The 12,847-nt window shown below is 36.5% G+C and carries 15 protein-coding genes; 8 read left to right on the top strand and 7 right to left on the bottom strand.

Annotated features, from left to right (window positions below; translation table 11 throughout):
* Positions 1-113: 113 nt before the first annotated feature.
* The 3 genes from ACKWCD_RS05475 to recF are packed head-to-tail and all read right to left on the bottom strand — an operon-like array spanning position 114 to position 1,910.
* The gene (locus ACKWCD_RS05475) at positions 114-410 is read right to left on the bottom strand and encodes a DciA family protein (protein ID WP_413982923.1); all 297 of its coding nucleotides are present in this window, start codon (positions 408-410) and stop codon (positions 114-116) included.
* Positions 410-829, bottom strand: coding sequence for a hypothetical protein (locus ACKWCD_RS05470; RefSeq protein ID WP_413982922.1), 420 nt, complete (start codon positions 827-829; stop codon positions 410-412). Before ACKWCD_RS05470 ends, ACKWCD_RS05475 begins: the two co-directional genes overlap by 1 nt.
* Before the next feature lies 1 nt (position 830).
* Entirely contained in the window at positions 831-1,910 is a 1,080-nt protein-coding gene (gene recF, locus ACKWCD_RS05465) for a DNA replication/repair protein RecF (RefSeq protein WP_413982921.1), read from the bottom strand.
* A 124-nt stretch (positions 1,911-2,034) separates the two neighbouring features.
* On the opposite strand from recF, the gene ACKWCD_RS05460 reads away from it, so the two are divergent.
* From ACKWCD_RS05460 to ACKWCD_RS05425, 8 genes are all read left to right on the top strand, one after another.
* Positions 2,035-2,802 (top strand): tetratricopeptide repeat protein, encoded by a 768-nt coding sequence (locus ACKWCD_RS05460; protein WP_413982920.1) that lies wholly within the window; start codon positions 2,035-2,037, stop codon positions 2,800-2,802.
* Positions 2,802-3,284, top strand: coding sequence for a 6,7-dimethyl-8-ribityllumazine synthase (ribH, locus tag ACKWCD_RS05455; protein ID WP_413982919.1), 483 nt, complete (start codon positions 2,802-2,804; stop codon positions 3,282-3,284). Before ACKWCD_RS05460 ends, ribH begins: the two co-directional genes overlap by 1 nt.
* 67 nt (positions 3,285-3,351) lie before the next feature.
* Complete coding sequence (locus tag ACKWCD_RS05450; protein WP_413982918.1) at positions 3,352-4,551, top strand: MalY/PatB family protein; 1,200 nt, start codon at positions 3,352-3,354, stop codon at positions 4,549-4,551.
* 102 nt (positions 4,552-4,653) lie between these two features.
* Positions 4,654-4,953: a riboflavin synthase subunit beta gene (locus ACKWCD_RS05445; protein WP_413982917.1), complete on the top strand. Its 300-nt coding sequence runs from the start codon at positions 4,654-4,656 to the stop codon at positions 4,951-4,953.
* Positions 4,953-6,812 carry a DNA mismatch repair endonuclease MutL gene (gene mutL, locus ACKWCD_RS05440; protein WP_413982916.1) on the top strand — a complete coding sequence of 620 codons (1,860 nt, stop codon included), beginning with the start codon at positions 4,953-4,955 and terminating at the stop codon, positions 6,810-6,812. The genes ACKWCD_RS05445 and mutL overlap by 1 nt, the downstream gene beginning before the upstream one ends.
* Entirely contained in the window at positions 6,813-7,556 is a 744-nt protein-coding gene (locus ACKWCD_RS05435) for a rhomboid family intramembrane serine protease (RefSeq protein WP_413982915.1), read from the top strand.
* Between the two features lies 1 nt (position 7,557).
* Positions 7,558-8,418 (top strand): rhomboid family intramembrane serine protease, encoded by an 861-nt coding sequence (locus ACKWCD_RS05430; RefSeq protein ID WP_413982914.1) that lies wholly within the window; start codon positions 7,558-7,560, stop codon positions 8,416-8,418.
* Positions 8,419-8,422: 4 nt separating this feature from the next.
* Entirely contained in the window at positions 8,423-9,454 is a 1,032-nt protein-coding gene (locus tag ACKWCD_RS05425; protein WP_413982913.1) for an endonuclease/exonuclease/phosphatase family protein, read from the top strand.
* Here ACKWCD_RS05425 and ACKWCD_RS05420 read toward each other — a convergent pair.
* From ACKWCD_RS05420 to dapB, 4 genes are read right to left on the bottom strand one after another with little or no spacing between them, the layout of a single operon-like run.
* The gene (locus ACKWCD_RS05420) at positions 9,431-9,754 is read right to left on the bottom strand and encodes a DUF6122 family protein (RefSeq protein ID WP_413982912.1); all 324 of its coding nucleotides are present in this window, start codon (positions 9,752-9,754) and stop codon (positions 9,431-9,433) included. The two genes, ACKWCD_RS05425 and ACKWCD_RS05420, sit on opposite strands and share 24 nt — an antisense overlap.
* On the bottom strand, positions 9,755-10,378 hold the full coding sequence (locus ACKWCD_RS05415) for a WbqC family protein (RefSeq protein WP_413982911.1): 624 nt from the start codon (positions 10,376-10,378) through the stop codon (positions 9,755-9,757).
* Positions 10,379-10,384: 6 nt separating this feature from the next.
* Entirely contained in the window at positions 10,385-12,121 is a 1,737-nt protein-coding gene (lepB, locus tag ACKWCD_RS05410) for a signal peptidase I (protein WP_413982910.1), read from the bottom strand.
* A 24-nt stretch (positions 12,122-12,145) separates the two neighbouring features.
* Positions 12,146-12,844, bottom strand: a complete 699-nt coding sequence (dapB, locus tag ACKWCD_RS05405) for a 4-hydroxy-tetrahydrodipicolinate reductase (RefSeq protein WP_413982909.1) — start codon at positions 12,842-12,844, stop codon at positions 12,146-12,148.
* Positions 12,845-12,847: the final 3 nt, after the last annotated feature.

The following is a 12,847-nucleotide window of genomic DNA, read 5'->3' as shown; positions in this document are numbered from 1 at the left end:
TACTTGTTGGGTTCTTTTTTACTCGATAATCGAGATTTAAAATGCTCCGACGCTTGCGTCGAAATCAATGTTAATTTTCCTTTTAATGCCTCGCGGGATTGCCCCGAGGTTATTTACCTTAAAACCAATTTCTTTACCAACTCCTTCCCCAATTCCTCATTCAGCATGGCGATTATTTTTGATTTACCGTGGCTTAATTCTTCTCGTAGGACAGAAGAGGATAGGGAAACAAAAAGAGTCTCATTTCTCAATTCCACGGCAGTTGTATAGTTATCGACGCCATTACCCATTAATTTTTTCCAAGCCTCTTGGGCATTTACTTTATCCATGCCTTTTTCAAGCTTATTCTTTTTAAGAAATTCTTGCAGAGCTTCACCCATATTGAGATTATTACTTTTTCGTTTCGCCATTATTCAGTGACATTTATAGGTTGAAAACGTTTGTAGCTATAGGTGAGTGTATCTTGATTTGTAACCGAAAAATTATCGGTTGAAATTGATTTTATTTCTTCTTTCCATTCACTCATTTTATTCTTGTAATGGAATTCAAAAACTCCGTTATTGGACTTGATAGTAAAAGGTTCAGCATCATTCGAAGTTGTAAAGCTTCCGTCGAACTTTGGTTGTACTTTTTTCCGGAAACCTTTTAATCCTTCTAATTCAATATAATCAACCGTTGGATTAATGGTGAATTCTTTGGTTTCTCCATTTGGGAAAGTCACTTGTTCGATTTCCCAGTATCCATTAAGGTTCTTTAGATCTTCAGAACTCACATTTGTGGTACATCCGAAGAAAATAATACAAGAAAGGAGGCATAGAAAATTCTTCATACTACAATTTAAAGATTTTATAAGATTGATGAATGTTCTTTACCACATTTTCTGTCCGTTCTGGGTGCGTATCGCTGATAAAAATTTGTCCAAAATTTTCATTATCAACCAAAGCAATGATTTGTGCTACTCGGTTTTCATCGAGTTTATCAAAAATATCATCAAGGAGCAATATTGGCGTTGTCTGCGCCAACTCTTTAATAAAGTGGAACTGTGCGAATTTTAAAGCAATTAAAAAGGATTTCTGTTGTCCCTGACTTCCAAATTTTTTAATCGGATAATCCGTAATTTTAAAACTAAGATCATCCTTATGGATTCCCACACTGGTATACTGCAGCGCCTTATCTCGATCAATATTTTTTTCGAGGAGGGAAAGCAAATCACTATCTATTAGTTTGGATTCGTAGTTGAGGGAAACATTTTCATTGCCACCCGAAATTACAGCATACTGCTCTTTAAATATGGGAATAAACGCCTCTAAAAAGGCTACCCTTTTTTCAAAAATAGGAGTGCCATATTCCACCAGTTGCTCGTTATACACTGATAGGGTAGTGGCGTCAAAAGTCTGATTGACGGCGAAATATTTTAGAAGTGAGTTGCGTTGCGATAGTACTTTATTGTATTTGATTAAGCTTTGCAAATACCCCTTGTCAGATTGTGAAATTACACCATCCATAAATTTTCTTCGGGTGTCACTACCTTCTATAATAAGGTCGCGATCTGATGGGGATATTATAACTAAGGGGAGAAGGCCAATATGATCTGAAAGTCGCTCATAGGCCTTGGCATTTCGTTTTATGATTTTTTTTGCCCCTCGTTTTAGACTGCAAACAATTTTTTCTTCTCGGTCTTCTTTTTCGAAAGTTCCATCAATTACAAAGAAATCAGATTCATGACGAATATTTTGCGTCGCTACAGGGTTAAAGTAACTTTTGCCTAATGAGAGATGATAAATAGCATCTAGAGCATTGGTTTTTCCAATACCGTTAGCTCCGACAAAACAGTTGATTTTAGCATCAAAATCAAAGTCTTTAGCTTCGAAATTCTTGTAATTAATAAGTGATAAATTCTTTAGAAGCATTCTGTTGCTGAAGGATTTTTGATTCGAGAGGACTAAGAAGATGCAAAATATCGAAAAATAACGAATAAATACGGCTCACGATTTCAATAAAAACTTTATTTTTGCGCGATCAATAAAAATTCTGATGGCCACATATAAAAAGAGAGGTTTTAAACCCAAAAACAAAGCAGAACAACAACAGTTTGATGAAAACGAAAGCACAACAGCTGAGGTATTTAGCACCTTAGATGAAAGTGCATCGCGGAGTGAAGAGTGGGTTGCGAAAAACCAAAATTACATTTTGGGAGTTATTGGGGTTATAGCAGTTGGTGTTTTAGGTTATTTGGCATACAATCAATTTGTACAGAATCCTAAAGAAGAAAGTGCGGCAAATGAGATGTATTATCCACAGCAGTATTTTGATCAAGCTGTTAATAGTGCAACGGAGAAAGATTCTTTATTCAATTTGGCTTTGAATGGTGCAGATGGTAAATACGGATTCTTAGATATTATTGACGAGTATAGCGGAACGAAAGCGGCGAACTTGGCAAGCTATTCTGCTGGAATGGCATATATGAATATGAATCAGTATCAAGAAGCGATTGATCATTTAGAAGATTTTTCTTCCGATGATGCTGTTTTAGGAGCTTTAGCCAAAGGCGGATTAGGTGATGCTTTCATGCAATTAGGGCAACCAGCTGATGCTTTGGGATACTACGAGAAGGCAATTGGTCATAACGCAAATGACTATACTACTCCAAAATTCTTATATAAAGCAGGAGTTACTGCCTTAGAGTTGAATCAAAAGGATAAGGCCTTAGGCTTTTTTCAAAGAATTAAGGACGAATTTTCAAAGTCTGATGAGGCTGCTAGTATAGATGCCTTTATTGGAATGGCCAAAAGTGGAAAGTAATGGCCACAGCAAATAAAAATTTATCGGTTTACGATAAGGCAACAATCCCAAACGCGAAGGATCTTCGGTTTGGGATTGTTGTTTCTGAATGGAATGCTGAAATTACTGAAGGTCTTTTTACAGGAGCTCTGGAAGCTCTTTTGGATTGTGGAGCGCAATCGGAAAATATTACCCGTTGGAATGTTCCTGGTAGTTTCGAATTGACTTTCGGGTGTAAAAAAATGATAACAGATACCGAGGTAGATGCTGTCATTGCCATAGGAAGTGTAATTCAAGGTGAAACCAAACACTTCGATTTTGTTTGTAGTGCTACTGCTCAGGGCATTAAAGATTTAAATGTTGTTTACGATATTCCTGTAATTTTTTGTGTGCTCACGGATAATACTTTGCTACAAGCTCAAGAACGTAGCGGTGGCAAACATGGCAATAAAGGAACAGAAGCTGCTATTGCCGCTATTAAAATGGCTTCACTCGGAAAATAATTTCTTTATTCCGATCTTTTCAATTCGATATTAAAATGTAATTTTCAGGCAGATACGCTTGAAGATTATGAAATACAATTTTAACGAAATTATAGACCGCCGCAATACCAATGCAATGAGTTTAGGAGGCTATCGCGGTTACTTATTTGGAAATAGTGCGAAATTTGATTCTGATTATAAAGATGAAGAATTGATACCCATGTGGATTGCCGACATGGAATTTGCATCTCCTCCAGCTGTTGTTGAAGCAGTCAAGAAAAGAGCAAATCATGGAATTTTTGGCTATTCTCAAATTTTTGACCCGAAGTACAAACAAACTTTTTTAGAATGGTCAAAACAGCATTATCGTTGGGAATTTGACCCAAATCATTTAGTTACGTCGCATGGTGTTATACCTGCATTATTTGCCCTGGTAAAATACATTTGTGCTCCTGATGAGAAGGTACTTATCATGACACCTTCCTATGCTTTTTTTAAGTTAGCAACCGAAGGAAGCGACCGAAAATTGGTTACCTCTGACCTTCTTTATGACGATGGAAACTATACTATCGACTTTGAAGATTTTCGAAGAAAAGCGGAAGATGAAAAGGTAACTTTAACTATTTTCTGCAGTCCACATAATCCGACAGGTCGAATTTGGACAGATGATGAGCTCAAACTATTTGGTGAAATATGTCTGGAGAACAATGTGATGATTATTTCTGATGAGATTCATTGCGACCTATTACGAACTGGTAAATCGTTTACGCCTCTAGCCCGTCTTTTTCCTGAGTCAGATCAGATTATCACCTGTATGGCCCCAAGTAAGACTTTCAACATGGCTGGTTTTATGATTGCAAATATTATAATACCCAATGATGACCTAAGAGACCTTTGGAAAAAGGAACAGATTCCTATTAATAATCCTCTTAGTATAGCAGCTGCCCAAGCAGCATATCGAGATGGGGAAGAATGGTTGTCAGATTTAAAAAAATATCTTGATGGTAATTTTGAATTTTTAAAGAGCTACTTAGCGGAGCAGTTGCCTGAAGCTTTTTTTGAAATTCCAGATGCCACTTATTTGGCTTGGGTAAATGTTGAAGCTTATTTGCCAGCTGAGGAAAATCTCACCTTATTTTTTGCCAATAAAGCCGGCGTGCTTTTAGAGGGAGATAATATGTTTGTAGCGAATGGTGCGGGCCATATCCGCCTAAATTTAGCGTGCCCTAGATCAAGATTGGAAGAGGGACTGCGACGTATAACCCATGCAATCTCTGCGATCAGCTAGTTTATACAGCCAAATTGTTAGGGTTTTCCCAGTAGAATTCTGTTAACAATTTTTGGCTTTTCAACTGCGGCATATTTTTTGATTTTAAGTAACTTTGAAACTATGGGATTTATAAGCAAATTCACGAAATTACGCCGCAACAGAGAGTTTGATTACCAACCTCGTTACTATAAAAGTGATAAAGAAGGTAATCCGTTTAAAATCGAGTACAAGTTTGATCAGTTTCGTACTACAGCCGGTTCTAATAGAGGGTTAAAAGCAAAATTTAATAATGTAGTTGCAGATGCTAAAAAGCAAGGTGATAGAAACATGAGGGTTCGTATGTTAATTATCATTTCAATTTTAGTACTTATTTTCCTTTATATCATCGATTTCGACTTATCCATATTCTTTTCTAGCTAATGGCAGACCTTATTAAACTTCTGCCAGATCATGTTGCGAATCAAATCGCTGCAGGAGAGGTAGTGCAGCGACCGGCTTCGGTCGTAAAAGAACTTCTTGAAAATGCTATTGATGCAGGTGCTGGTACTATTATGTTAATTGTTCGTGATGGAGGCAAAGCATTGATTCAAGTTGTTGATGATGGTATTGGAATGAGCGCCACAGATGCGCGCTTAAGTTTTGAACGTCATGCGACTTCAAAAATCCAAAAAGCAGAAGACTTATTTCAATTAAATACAAAAGGTTTTAGAGGGGAAGCTTTGGCATCTATTGCCGCTATTGCTCATGTCGAAATGCAAACGAAACTTGAGAATGAAGAATTAGGGACTGTTCTAAAAATAGAAGGCAGTAAAATTATCTCGCAAGAGGTAGGAGCAACTGCGAAAGGAACCTCAATGGCGGTAAAGAATTTGTTTTTCAATATTCCGGCGCGACGAAATTTTTTAAAATCCAATCAGGTAGAATTGCGTCACATTACAGATGAGTTTCATAGAGTGGCCTTGGCTCACCCGAATATTGCCTTTCATTTTCATAATAATGGAAGTGAAATGTTTAACCTCCCAAAGAGTAATCATCGTCAGCGAATAGTGAATGTTTTTGGAACGAAAACAAATCAGAAATTAGTTCCGGTTACTGAGGAAACTCAAGTAGTCAAAATATCAGGCTTCATAAACAAACCAGAGTTTGCCAAAAAGAGTAGGGGCGAACAATTCTTCTTCGTAAATCATCGGTTTATAAAAAGTCCTTATTTGCATCATGCAGTCGTGGCTGCTTTTGAAGGACTTATAAAACCAAATACCTATCCCGGGTATTTCTTGTATTTAGAAGTTGATCCAGCATCCATAGATATAAATATTCATCCAACAAAAACAGAGGTGAAGTTCGATGATGAACATACCTTGTACGCGATTTTACGATCGACTTTAAAGCATAGTTTGGGGCAGTTTAATGTAGTTCCCGCATTAGATTTTGAGCAAGATCAGAATTTAGAAACACCTTATGCGTATAAGGATAAAGCAGCGCAATTACCAAGAGTGACTGTCGATTCGGGTTTTAATCCGTTTCAAGAACGGGAAAGTAAAACGCAGAATAGAGCATCGTATCGCAAAGTAGGTACCGAAGCCGGTAAATCTTGGGAAGGATTGTACGCAGGCTTAGAATCAGAAATTGGTAAAGAAGTATCATTTAGTAGTATGCAATTTGAGTCTGATACGATTACAGGATCGGTATTTGACGAACAAAAAGAATCTCTCGAATCGACGAGCACCACTTTTCAGTTGCGACGAAAATATGTGGTGACAACCATTAAATCTGGTATGATTGTTATTGATCAAAGTCGTGCTCACCAAAGAGTATTGTATGAGAAATTTCTAAAAAACATAACAATTCAAAAAGCAGTAAGTCAACAATTGCTGTTTCCCTTATCGCTTTCTTTTTCGCCTTCAGATATTACAATATTAGAGGATATTAGGGAAAGCTTGACAACGATTGGTTTTATTTTTAGTAAGATGGAATCGGAAACTGTTGAAATAAAGGGAGTTCCTGTGCAGGTTTCAGAAAGCGAAGTAGGAATGGTATTGGACCAACTGATTTCTGATTTTCAAATGGAAATAAGCGGAGATGGTTTTTCGCAAACAGATATTTTAGCAAAGACTTTGGCAAAAACCCTTTCCGTAAAAACCGGAGAGATATTAGAGCAGGAGTCCCAGATTGCTCTAGTAAATGATCTTTTTGCTTGTAAGGAAGCAATGGTTAGTCCATTTAACAAACCCGTTTACATTACAATCACTGAAAACGATATTGATAAAAAATTTATTTAAATGAATAGACTTACCGAGGCTGTAAAACACCTTCTAATTGTAAATGTGTTATTTTTTATCGCTACATCGCTCTATGGAGATATGATGTACGAGTGGTTTTCTTTGTGGTTTCCTAAAAATGAGAATTTTCAATTGTGGCAAGTTATTACCCATATGTTCATGCATGGCGGTTTTGCTCATATAGGGTTTAATATGTTTGCCTTATGGATGTTTGGAGGTCCAGTAGAGCAATATTTAGGAAAGAATAAATTTCTATTTATCTACTTTTCGGCTGGTTTGGGAGCTGCACTTTTTCAAGTGGGATTCTATTATTTTAACTATCTCCCGATATATGATGAACTAATTGGTTCTGGTCTCTCGGGGGATCAGATAGTTCAAATGCTTTCTTCAAATAAAACAATTACCTCACTTACTGACACTCAATTATTTAATTTGCAGGAATTATTTCCTATTTACAATGCTTCAATGGTTGGTGCATCAGGATGTATTATGGGTATCTTAGCTGCATTCGGCTTGATGAATCCAAATGCTGAATTGATGCTTATTTTTTTACCGATTCCTATAAAGGCAAAGTACTTTATTCCTGGAATCATACTCTTAGACGTTATTTCTGCAGTTACAGGACAATCTTTCTTTAGCCCTAGTAATACGGCATATATGGCTCATGTAGGGGGAGCAGTGGTTGGATTTATTGTAATGTGGTACTGGAAAAAAAATTCGTTCAACAAAAACCGTTGGAACTAATATGGCAAGTGGAGGACTAAGATATCAATATGCGCGCTTGAATATTGCGGAGAAAATGATTGCTATAAATGTGATCATTTTTATCGCGATTGGTTTGTTGACGAGATTGGTTTCTCCAGCGATAGAGGGTTGGTTTGTGCTTCCAGCAAATCTTACTAATTTTTTGTCTCAACCCTGGTCCCTTGTTTCTTACGGTTTTTTACATAGCGGCATTCTTCATTTGTTATGGAATATGTACGTGCTTTATATTTCTGGACGAATACTTCTCAACCTTTTTGATAATAAACGATTTATCAATGTTTATTTTCTGGGAATCATGCTAGGCGGCATGTTCTTTTTATTAACTGACGCCCTGTTTTTGCAAAGCAATTCAGTGCTTCTTGGTGCTTCTGCAGGCGTTATGGCAGTTTTAATTTTTGTCTGCACCTATATACCCAATCAAGAGATAAGAGTTATATTTTTTAACGTAAAACTTTGGCAAGTAGGTTTGTTTGTTGTTTTAATAGATCTCTTACAAATTAGTTCTGGTGGATCTAATTTTGGGGGGCGAATAGCTCATTTAGGAGGCGCGCTATTAGGGTATTTATATGCACGTCAACTTATGAACGGTCGTGATATAGGAGAAGGATTTTCTAAGTTCTTAGACGGATTGGCAAATATGTTTAAAAGCAAGGAGAAAAAAGCTCCTTTGAAGACAGTATATAAGAATAAAGCTTCCGCTTCTCGCATTAAAGTTAAGCAAGATAAGGATAGTCATCAGCATCAAATAGACACCATACTTGATAAAATCAGTAAGTCAGGCTATGAAAGTCTTTCAAAAGCAGAAAAAGACTTTCTGTTCAAAGCAGGTAAAAAAGACTGATTAAGTGAAGCCCCTATCCTTAATAAATAAAATATTATTTGCTTGCAATTTAATTGCTGCTCTTTTACTTCTTTTAGCATGTGCAGTACCTCATGTTTCTGATGGCCGCTTCTCTTTTCTATCGTTTTTGAGTTTGACCGTTCCACTGTTAGTGGGTTTTAATTTTTTCTTTTTCCTTTATTGGCTTCTGAAAAGAAGAAAGCAAGTATGCGTTTCAGTTTTTGTATTGGTTTTTGGTTATTTCTCTCTAGGTACATTTATTAAATTCAAATTAACTGAAGAAGAAATTTTAGAAGACGATTTAAGTATAATGAGCTACAATGTTAGAAGCTTTAATAGATACGACAACCTTGATGTGCCAAATGTTTTTGAAAAGGTCAAGGCTTTTGTAGATCAAGAACAGCCAGACATTATTTGTTTTCAAGAGCCTGGCTACCTAAGAAAAAACGAGTATTTAGATGACTATCCTTATCATTACCTAGATTACATTTATATGAAAGGAAAGGTATTACTTGGGTTCTATTCTAAATATCCCATTGTAAAATTTGATATGGTTTGTTTTCCTGATAGTGCTAATAATGCTGCGTTTATAGATGTCCTTTATAAAAAGGATACCATCAGAATTTATAATGTCCATTTACAATCTTTAGGAATTACTCCAGGCAAAGGAATCATCAAAAATAAACCCAAAGACAAACTTTTTAAAATGTTGAACAAACGTTTTAAAATACAGCAGCAACAGGCGAAAATGCTTGAGGAGAGTATGAAGGCCAACAACTATAAACAAATAGTTTGCGGTGATTTTAACAACACTCAGTTTTCTAATGCTTATAAAGTTATTAAAGGAGAAAAACAAGACACCTTTATTGAACAAGGTACAGGTTATGATCGCACGCTACTTTTTCATGGTCTGCCCGTGCGTATTGATTTTATTTTAGCAGACCCAGAATTTAAAGTCAAGAGTCATAAAAATTATGATGTAAAGTATTCAGACCATTATCCAACTATGGCGTCACTTGAACTGAAGTCCGATTAGATAACAATCTGTAAGATCTGCAAGAATATGGATTAAAAGTGCAATACCGAAGATTCTAGTTTTTTTTAGGAACAGCATTGAAAAATAAACTCCGATAGCCCAAAACGAATGTAAAGGATGGAAACCAATACTACAACGGTCAGGATCAAAAATAGGACTTGCAATAAGGTGATCTAGGTCAATTAGTATCGCTGAAAGCAAAATAATACTGATTCTGAAGCGATTCTCTTTGAAGAAAAGAAAGCCAATAGCGATAGGGACTAAAAAATGAATGCCGTAGTGAATTAAAAAACGCAGCATTTAGTGTTTCAAATTTAAATTCTTCAGATAACCCAAAGCACTTGTTCCTTCGTTGAATAGTAGATCTACAATACTTGAATTTTTAATAAAACCATGGCGGTCACCGAAGACCTGTACATATTCAGGTTGATTAAAATCAATTTTCTTTTTTGCGTCAGCCAAAGAGCGCATATCATTGATATCTTCAGGTTCAAGCTCAAATGTTTCTGTTTTTAGAGTAGGCATTTCTATTAGTAGGCAATTGGACAGAACTTCAATTAATTTTAAGTTGAAGTCAAGTAGAAATTGGTGTTTCTTATGGTAAAGAGGTGCAAGGTCATCTTCATAATACTCGAAGTAGGGTGATGTGCGATAGGCGGTCTCTAGGGTTCGCCAATGCTGTCGTTGCCAATTTTCATCATAATCGATTTTGACATCTTTATATTTTTGTCGCCCTTTACCTTTGCCAACATGTTCTATTGGAATGTTCAGCATCAACTTTCCACGATCTGTGCATATGTAGGTTCGATTGCGATAGGTTTGTTTTTGAAAATTATCACAAACCTCCCAACAAATATCATTTTGGGCTATTGCGGCAAAGGTGGCAATGTTAGGAAGATAAGTCGGATGAATAAGAGTTTTCAAACCGAATTAGTTTTTATTCTGTTTTTTCTTTTTTCTAAAAAAGTCAAAAGCGAACCATCCTGCTAAAGCTATTAAGAAATATTTGAAGTAAGATACTGGCTCTCCACTGCCATGCACTGTGGTAAAGATACGATCCCATCGTGGACGCCAATTTGCCATACCTTTATCAAAGTTGTCGAAACTCATCCAAATAAAAATTGGTGTTCCAACAATATGGTTTGCGGGCACATAGCCCCAAGAACGACTGTCTTCAGAACCATGGCGATTGTCTCCCATCATCCAGTAATAATCTTGCTTGAAAGTATAACTATCTGTGGCTTCTCCATCTATCAATACTTGATTTCCTTTTACCGATACTTCATGATCTTCATAATCGCGGATGATTTTTTTATAATAAGGCAGAACATTAAGATTTAGTTGAACTGTTGCTCCTTCTTCGGGAATATAAATTGGACCAAGATTGTCAACCGTTCCTTGATGTGATTTACTCTGCGGAAATATTCTGGTGTGTGCATTTGTTTCAACAAAACGATCAACTGAAATAATTCCATTTTTCCCTTCAAAACTTTTTGCAGATTCTTTGACCATATTGAACAGTCCCATATTTGGAACTGTTTTCGGACTAAGAAAATTTATAAGGGGCTGATTTTGATTAGAAATGTACCCAGCGAAATATATGTTAGAGGTATCTCTCTTGATTTCGTTAAGATCAGAAGCGTCAATTATCTCTGAAGCCCTCTCTTTTTCTAAAACTGACAAGGGTACTCGATAAATTCGACCTCTAAAATTATCTCTTCCTAGAACTCTAAAATAACTCGTTATGTCATTTTTGGTGGTGACAATATGCTGGTACATAGGTTTTGCACGATCGGGTAATTCCAATTGCTTTCCATTAGCAAAAACATAACCATTTTTTATTTCTAGAGAATCACCTGGCAAACCAACACATCTTTTAACATAATTCGATTTTTTATCGATAGGCTTGCGAATACCTTCTTCTCTCTTAAAAAAGTAGCGTACTGTGTCAGCTGGCCAGCTAAAAACTACAATTTCATTGCGTTTTATTTTCTTAAATCCGGGTAATCGAAAATTAGGAAGTTGAAGTTTGTTTTTCCATGAGGTTTTGTACTTGTCTTTATCCACCTCTGCCAAATAAGAGGGAATGCCTAAAACGGGTAAAGTATCATGTACCATAGGGGCCGCAATGGCTGTAGTAGGTGTTCTAGCACCATAATGAAATTTACTAACGAATAACAAATCGCCAATACGCAGAGTACGTTCCAAAGACCCCGTGGGTATTACATAAGGTTGTATGAAATAGGTATGCACCAAAGTAGCTGCTACGATTGCAAAAACTATTGAGCTTACCCACTCGCCGGCAACACTTCTAGGGTGTAAACTTCTCTCTTTGACATGGGTAACATCAAGCGCATAGTTCACATAGTAAATGTAAAAACCTAAAGTCAGTATCACCAACCAAGTTTCGAGAAGGCCATTTCTACCAAAACTCCGTATAGTTTCCACCCAAATTACCGGAAACATCAATAGATTAATAATCGGTATAAATAGTAAGATCACCCACCATTTTGGTCGATTGATAATCTGCATTAAGACAATGGCATTATAAATAGGAATGGCCGCCTCCCATGCTTTTCTACCTGCCTTTACGTAAAGTTTCCAAGTGCCTAAAAAGTGAATGACTTGAATAACAAGAATAAATAATAGCCATTGTGTTGCGTCCATCTTTTATTTATGGTTTGTGTTTGTTTATAGTCCTAGAACATCTTTCATGGAAAAAACTCCTGTTTTACCCACAATCCATTCCGCAGCAATTACTGCGCCCAGGGCAAAGCCTTCTCTATTGTGAGCGGTATGTTGTATTTCAATACTATCTACCTTACTTTGGTACTCAACAGTATGCGTACCTGGGGTATTTCCTATTCGTTTTGAGGAAATAGGAATTTGCCCTTCTAAGCTTTCATCTAATTTCCATCCCTTGTAACTTGTGTTTTCAATAATTCCCTCTGCCAAAGTTATAGCTGTTCCACTAGGTTCATCAAGTTTTTGAGTATGGTGTATTTCCTCCATCGAAATTTGATACTGTTCTAAGCCTTTCATCATTTTGGCCAGATAAGCATTCAACTCAAAAAAAACGTTTACCCCTAAACTAAAATTAGAAGCATAAATAAAGCCTCCTTTTTTCTCCTTGCAGAGTGCTACTGCTTTATCATGGTCATGCAGCCATCCTGTTGTTCCGGAAATAATTGGCACATCATTTTCAATACAGCTCGAAATATTACTAAAAGCAGCATCTGGCATACTGAAATCAATGGCAACATCCATATTTGAAAAATCAACATTAGGAGTATCCACTTCGACTTTGGCAACGATGGTATGTCTCCTTTGTAAAGCGACCTGTTCGATCATTTTCCCCATTTTCCCATATCCGAATAAGGCAATTTTCATTTT

Origin of the sequence: Maribacter taeanensis, from assembly GCF_047345145.1 — a bacterium.
Taxonomy (GTDB): domain Bacteria; phylum Bacteroidota; class Bacteroidia; order Flavobacteriales; family Flavobacteriaceae; genus Maribacter_C.
The sequence above is the reverse complement of the archived record's forward strand: the minus strand, read 5'-3'. Positions and strand labels throughout refer to the sequence as shown.

Bases quoted from the DNA above. Each gene is read 5' to 3' on its own strand.
- ACKWCD_RS05475 (WP_413982923.1), bottom strand. From the start codon at position 410: ATGGCGAAACGAAAAAGTAATAATCTCAATATGGGTGAAGCTCTGCAA.
- ACKWCD_RS05470 (WP_413982922.1), bottom strand. From the start codon at position 829: ATGAAGAATTTTCTATGCCTCCTTTCTTGTATTATTTTCTTCGGATGT.
- recF (WP_413982921.1), bottom strand. From the start codon at position 1,910: ATGCTTCTAAAGAATTTATCACTTATTAATTACAAGAATTTCGAAGCT.
- ACKWCD_RS05460 (WP_413982920.1), top strand. From the start codon at position 2,035: ATGGCCACATATAAAAAGAGAGGTTTTAAACCCAAAAACAAAGCAGAA.
- ribH (WP_413982919.1), top strand. From the start codon at position 2,802: ATGGCCACAGCAAATAAAAATTTATCGGTTTACGATAAGGCAACAATC.
- ACKWCD_RS05450 (WP_413982918.1), top strand. From the start codon at position 3,352: ATGAAATACAATTTTAACGAAATTATAGACCGCCGCAATACCAATGCA.
- ACKWCD_RS05445 (WP_413982917.1), top strand. From the start codon at position 4,654: ATGGGATTTATAAGCAAATTCACGAAATTACGCCGCAACAGAGAGTTT.
- mutL (WP_413982916.1), top strand. From the start codon at position 4,953: ATGGCAGACCTTATTAAACTTCTGCCAGATCATGTTGCGAATCAAATC.
- ACKWCD_RS05435 (WP_413982915.1), top strand. From the start codon at position 6,813: ATGAATAGACTTACCGAGGCTGTAAAACACCTTCTAATTGTAAATGTG.
- ACKWCD_RS05430 (WP_413982914.1), top strand. From the start codon at position 7,558: ATGGCAAGTGGAGGACTAAGATATCAATATGCGCGCTTGAATATTGCG.
- ACKWCD_RS05420 (WP_413982912.1), bottom strand. From the start codon at position 9,754: ATGCTGCGTTTTTTAATTCACTACGGCATTCATTTTTTAGTCCCTATC.
- lepB (WP_413982910.1), bottom strand. From the start codon at position 12,121: ATGGACGCAACACAATGGCTATTATTTATTCTTGTTATTCAAGTCATT.
- dapB (WP_413982909.1), bottom strand. From the start codon at position 12,844: ATGAAAATTGCCTTATTCGGATATGGGAAAATGGGGAAAATGATCGAA.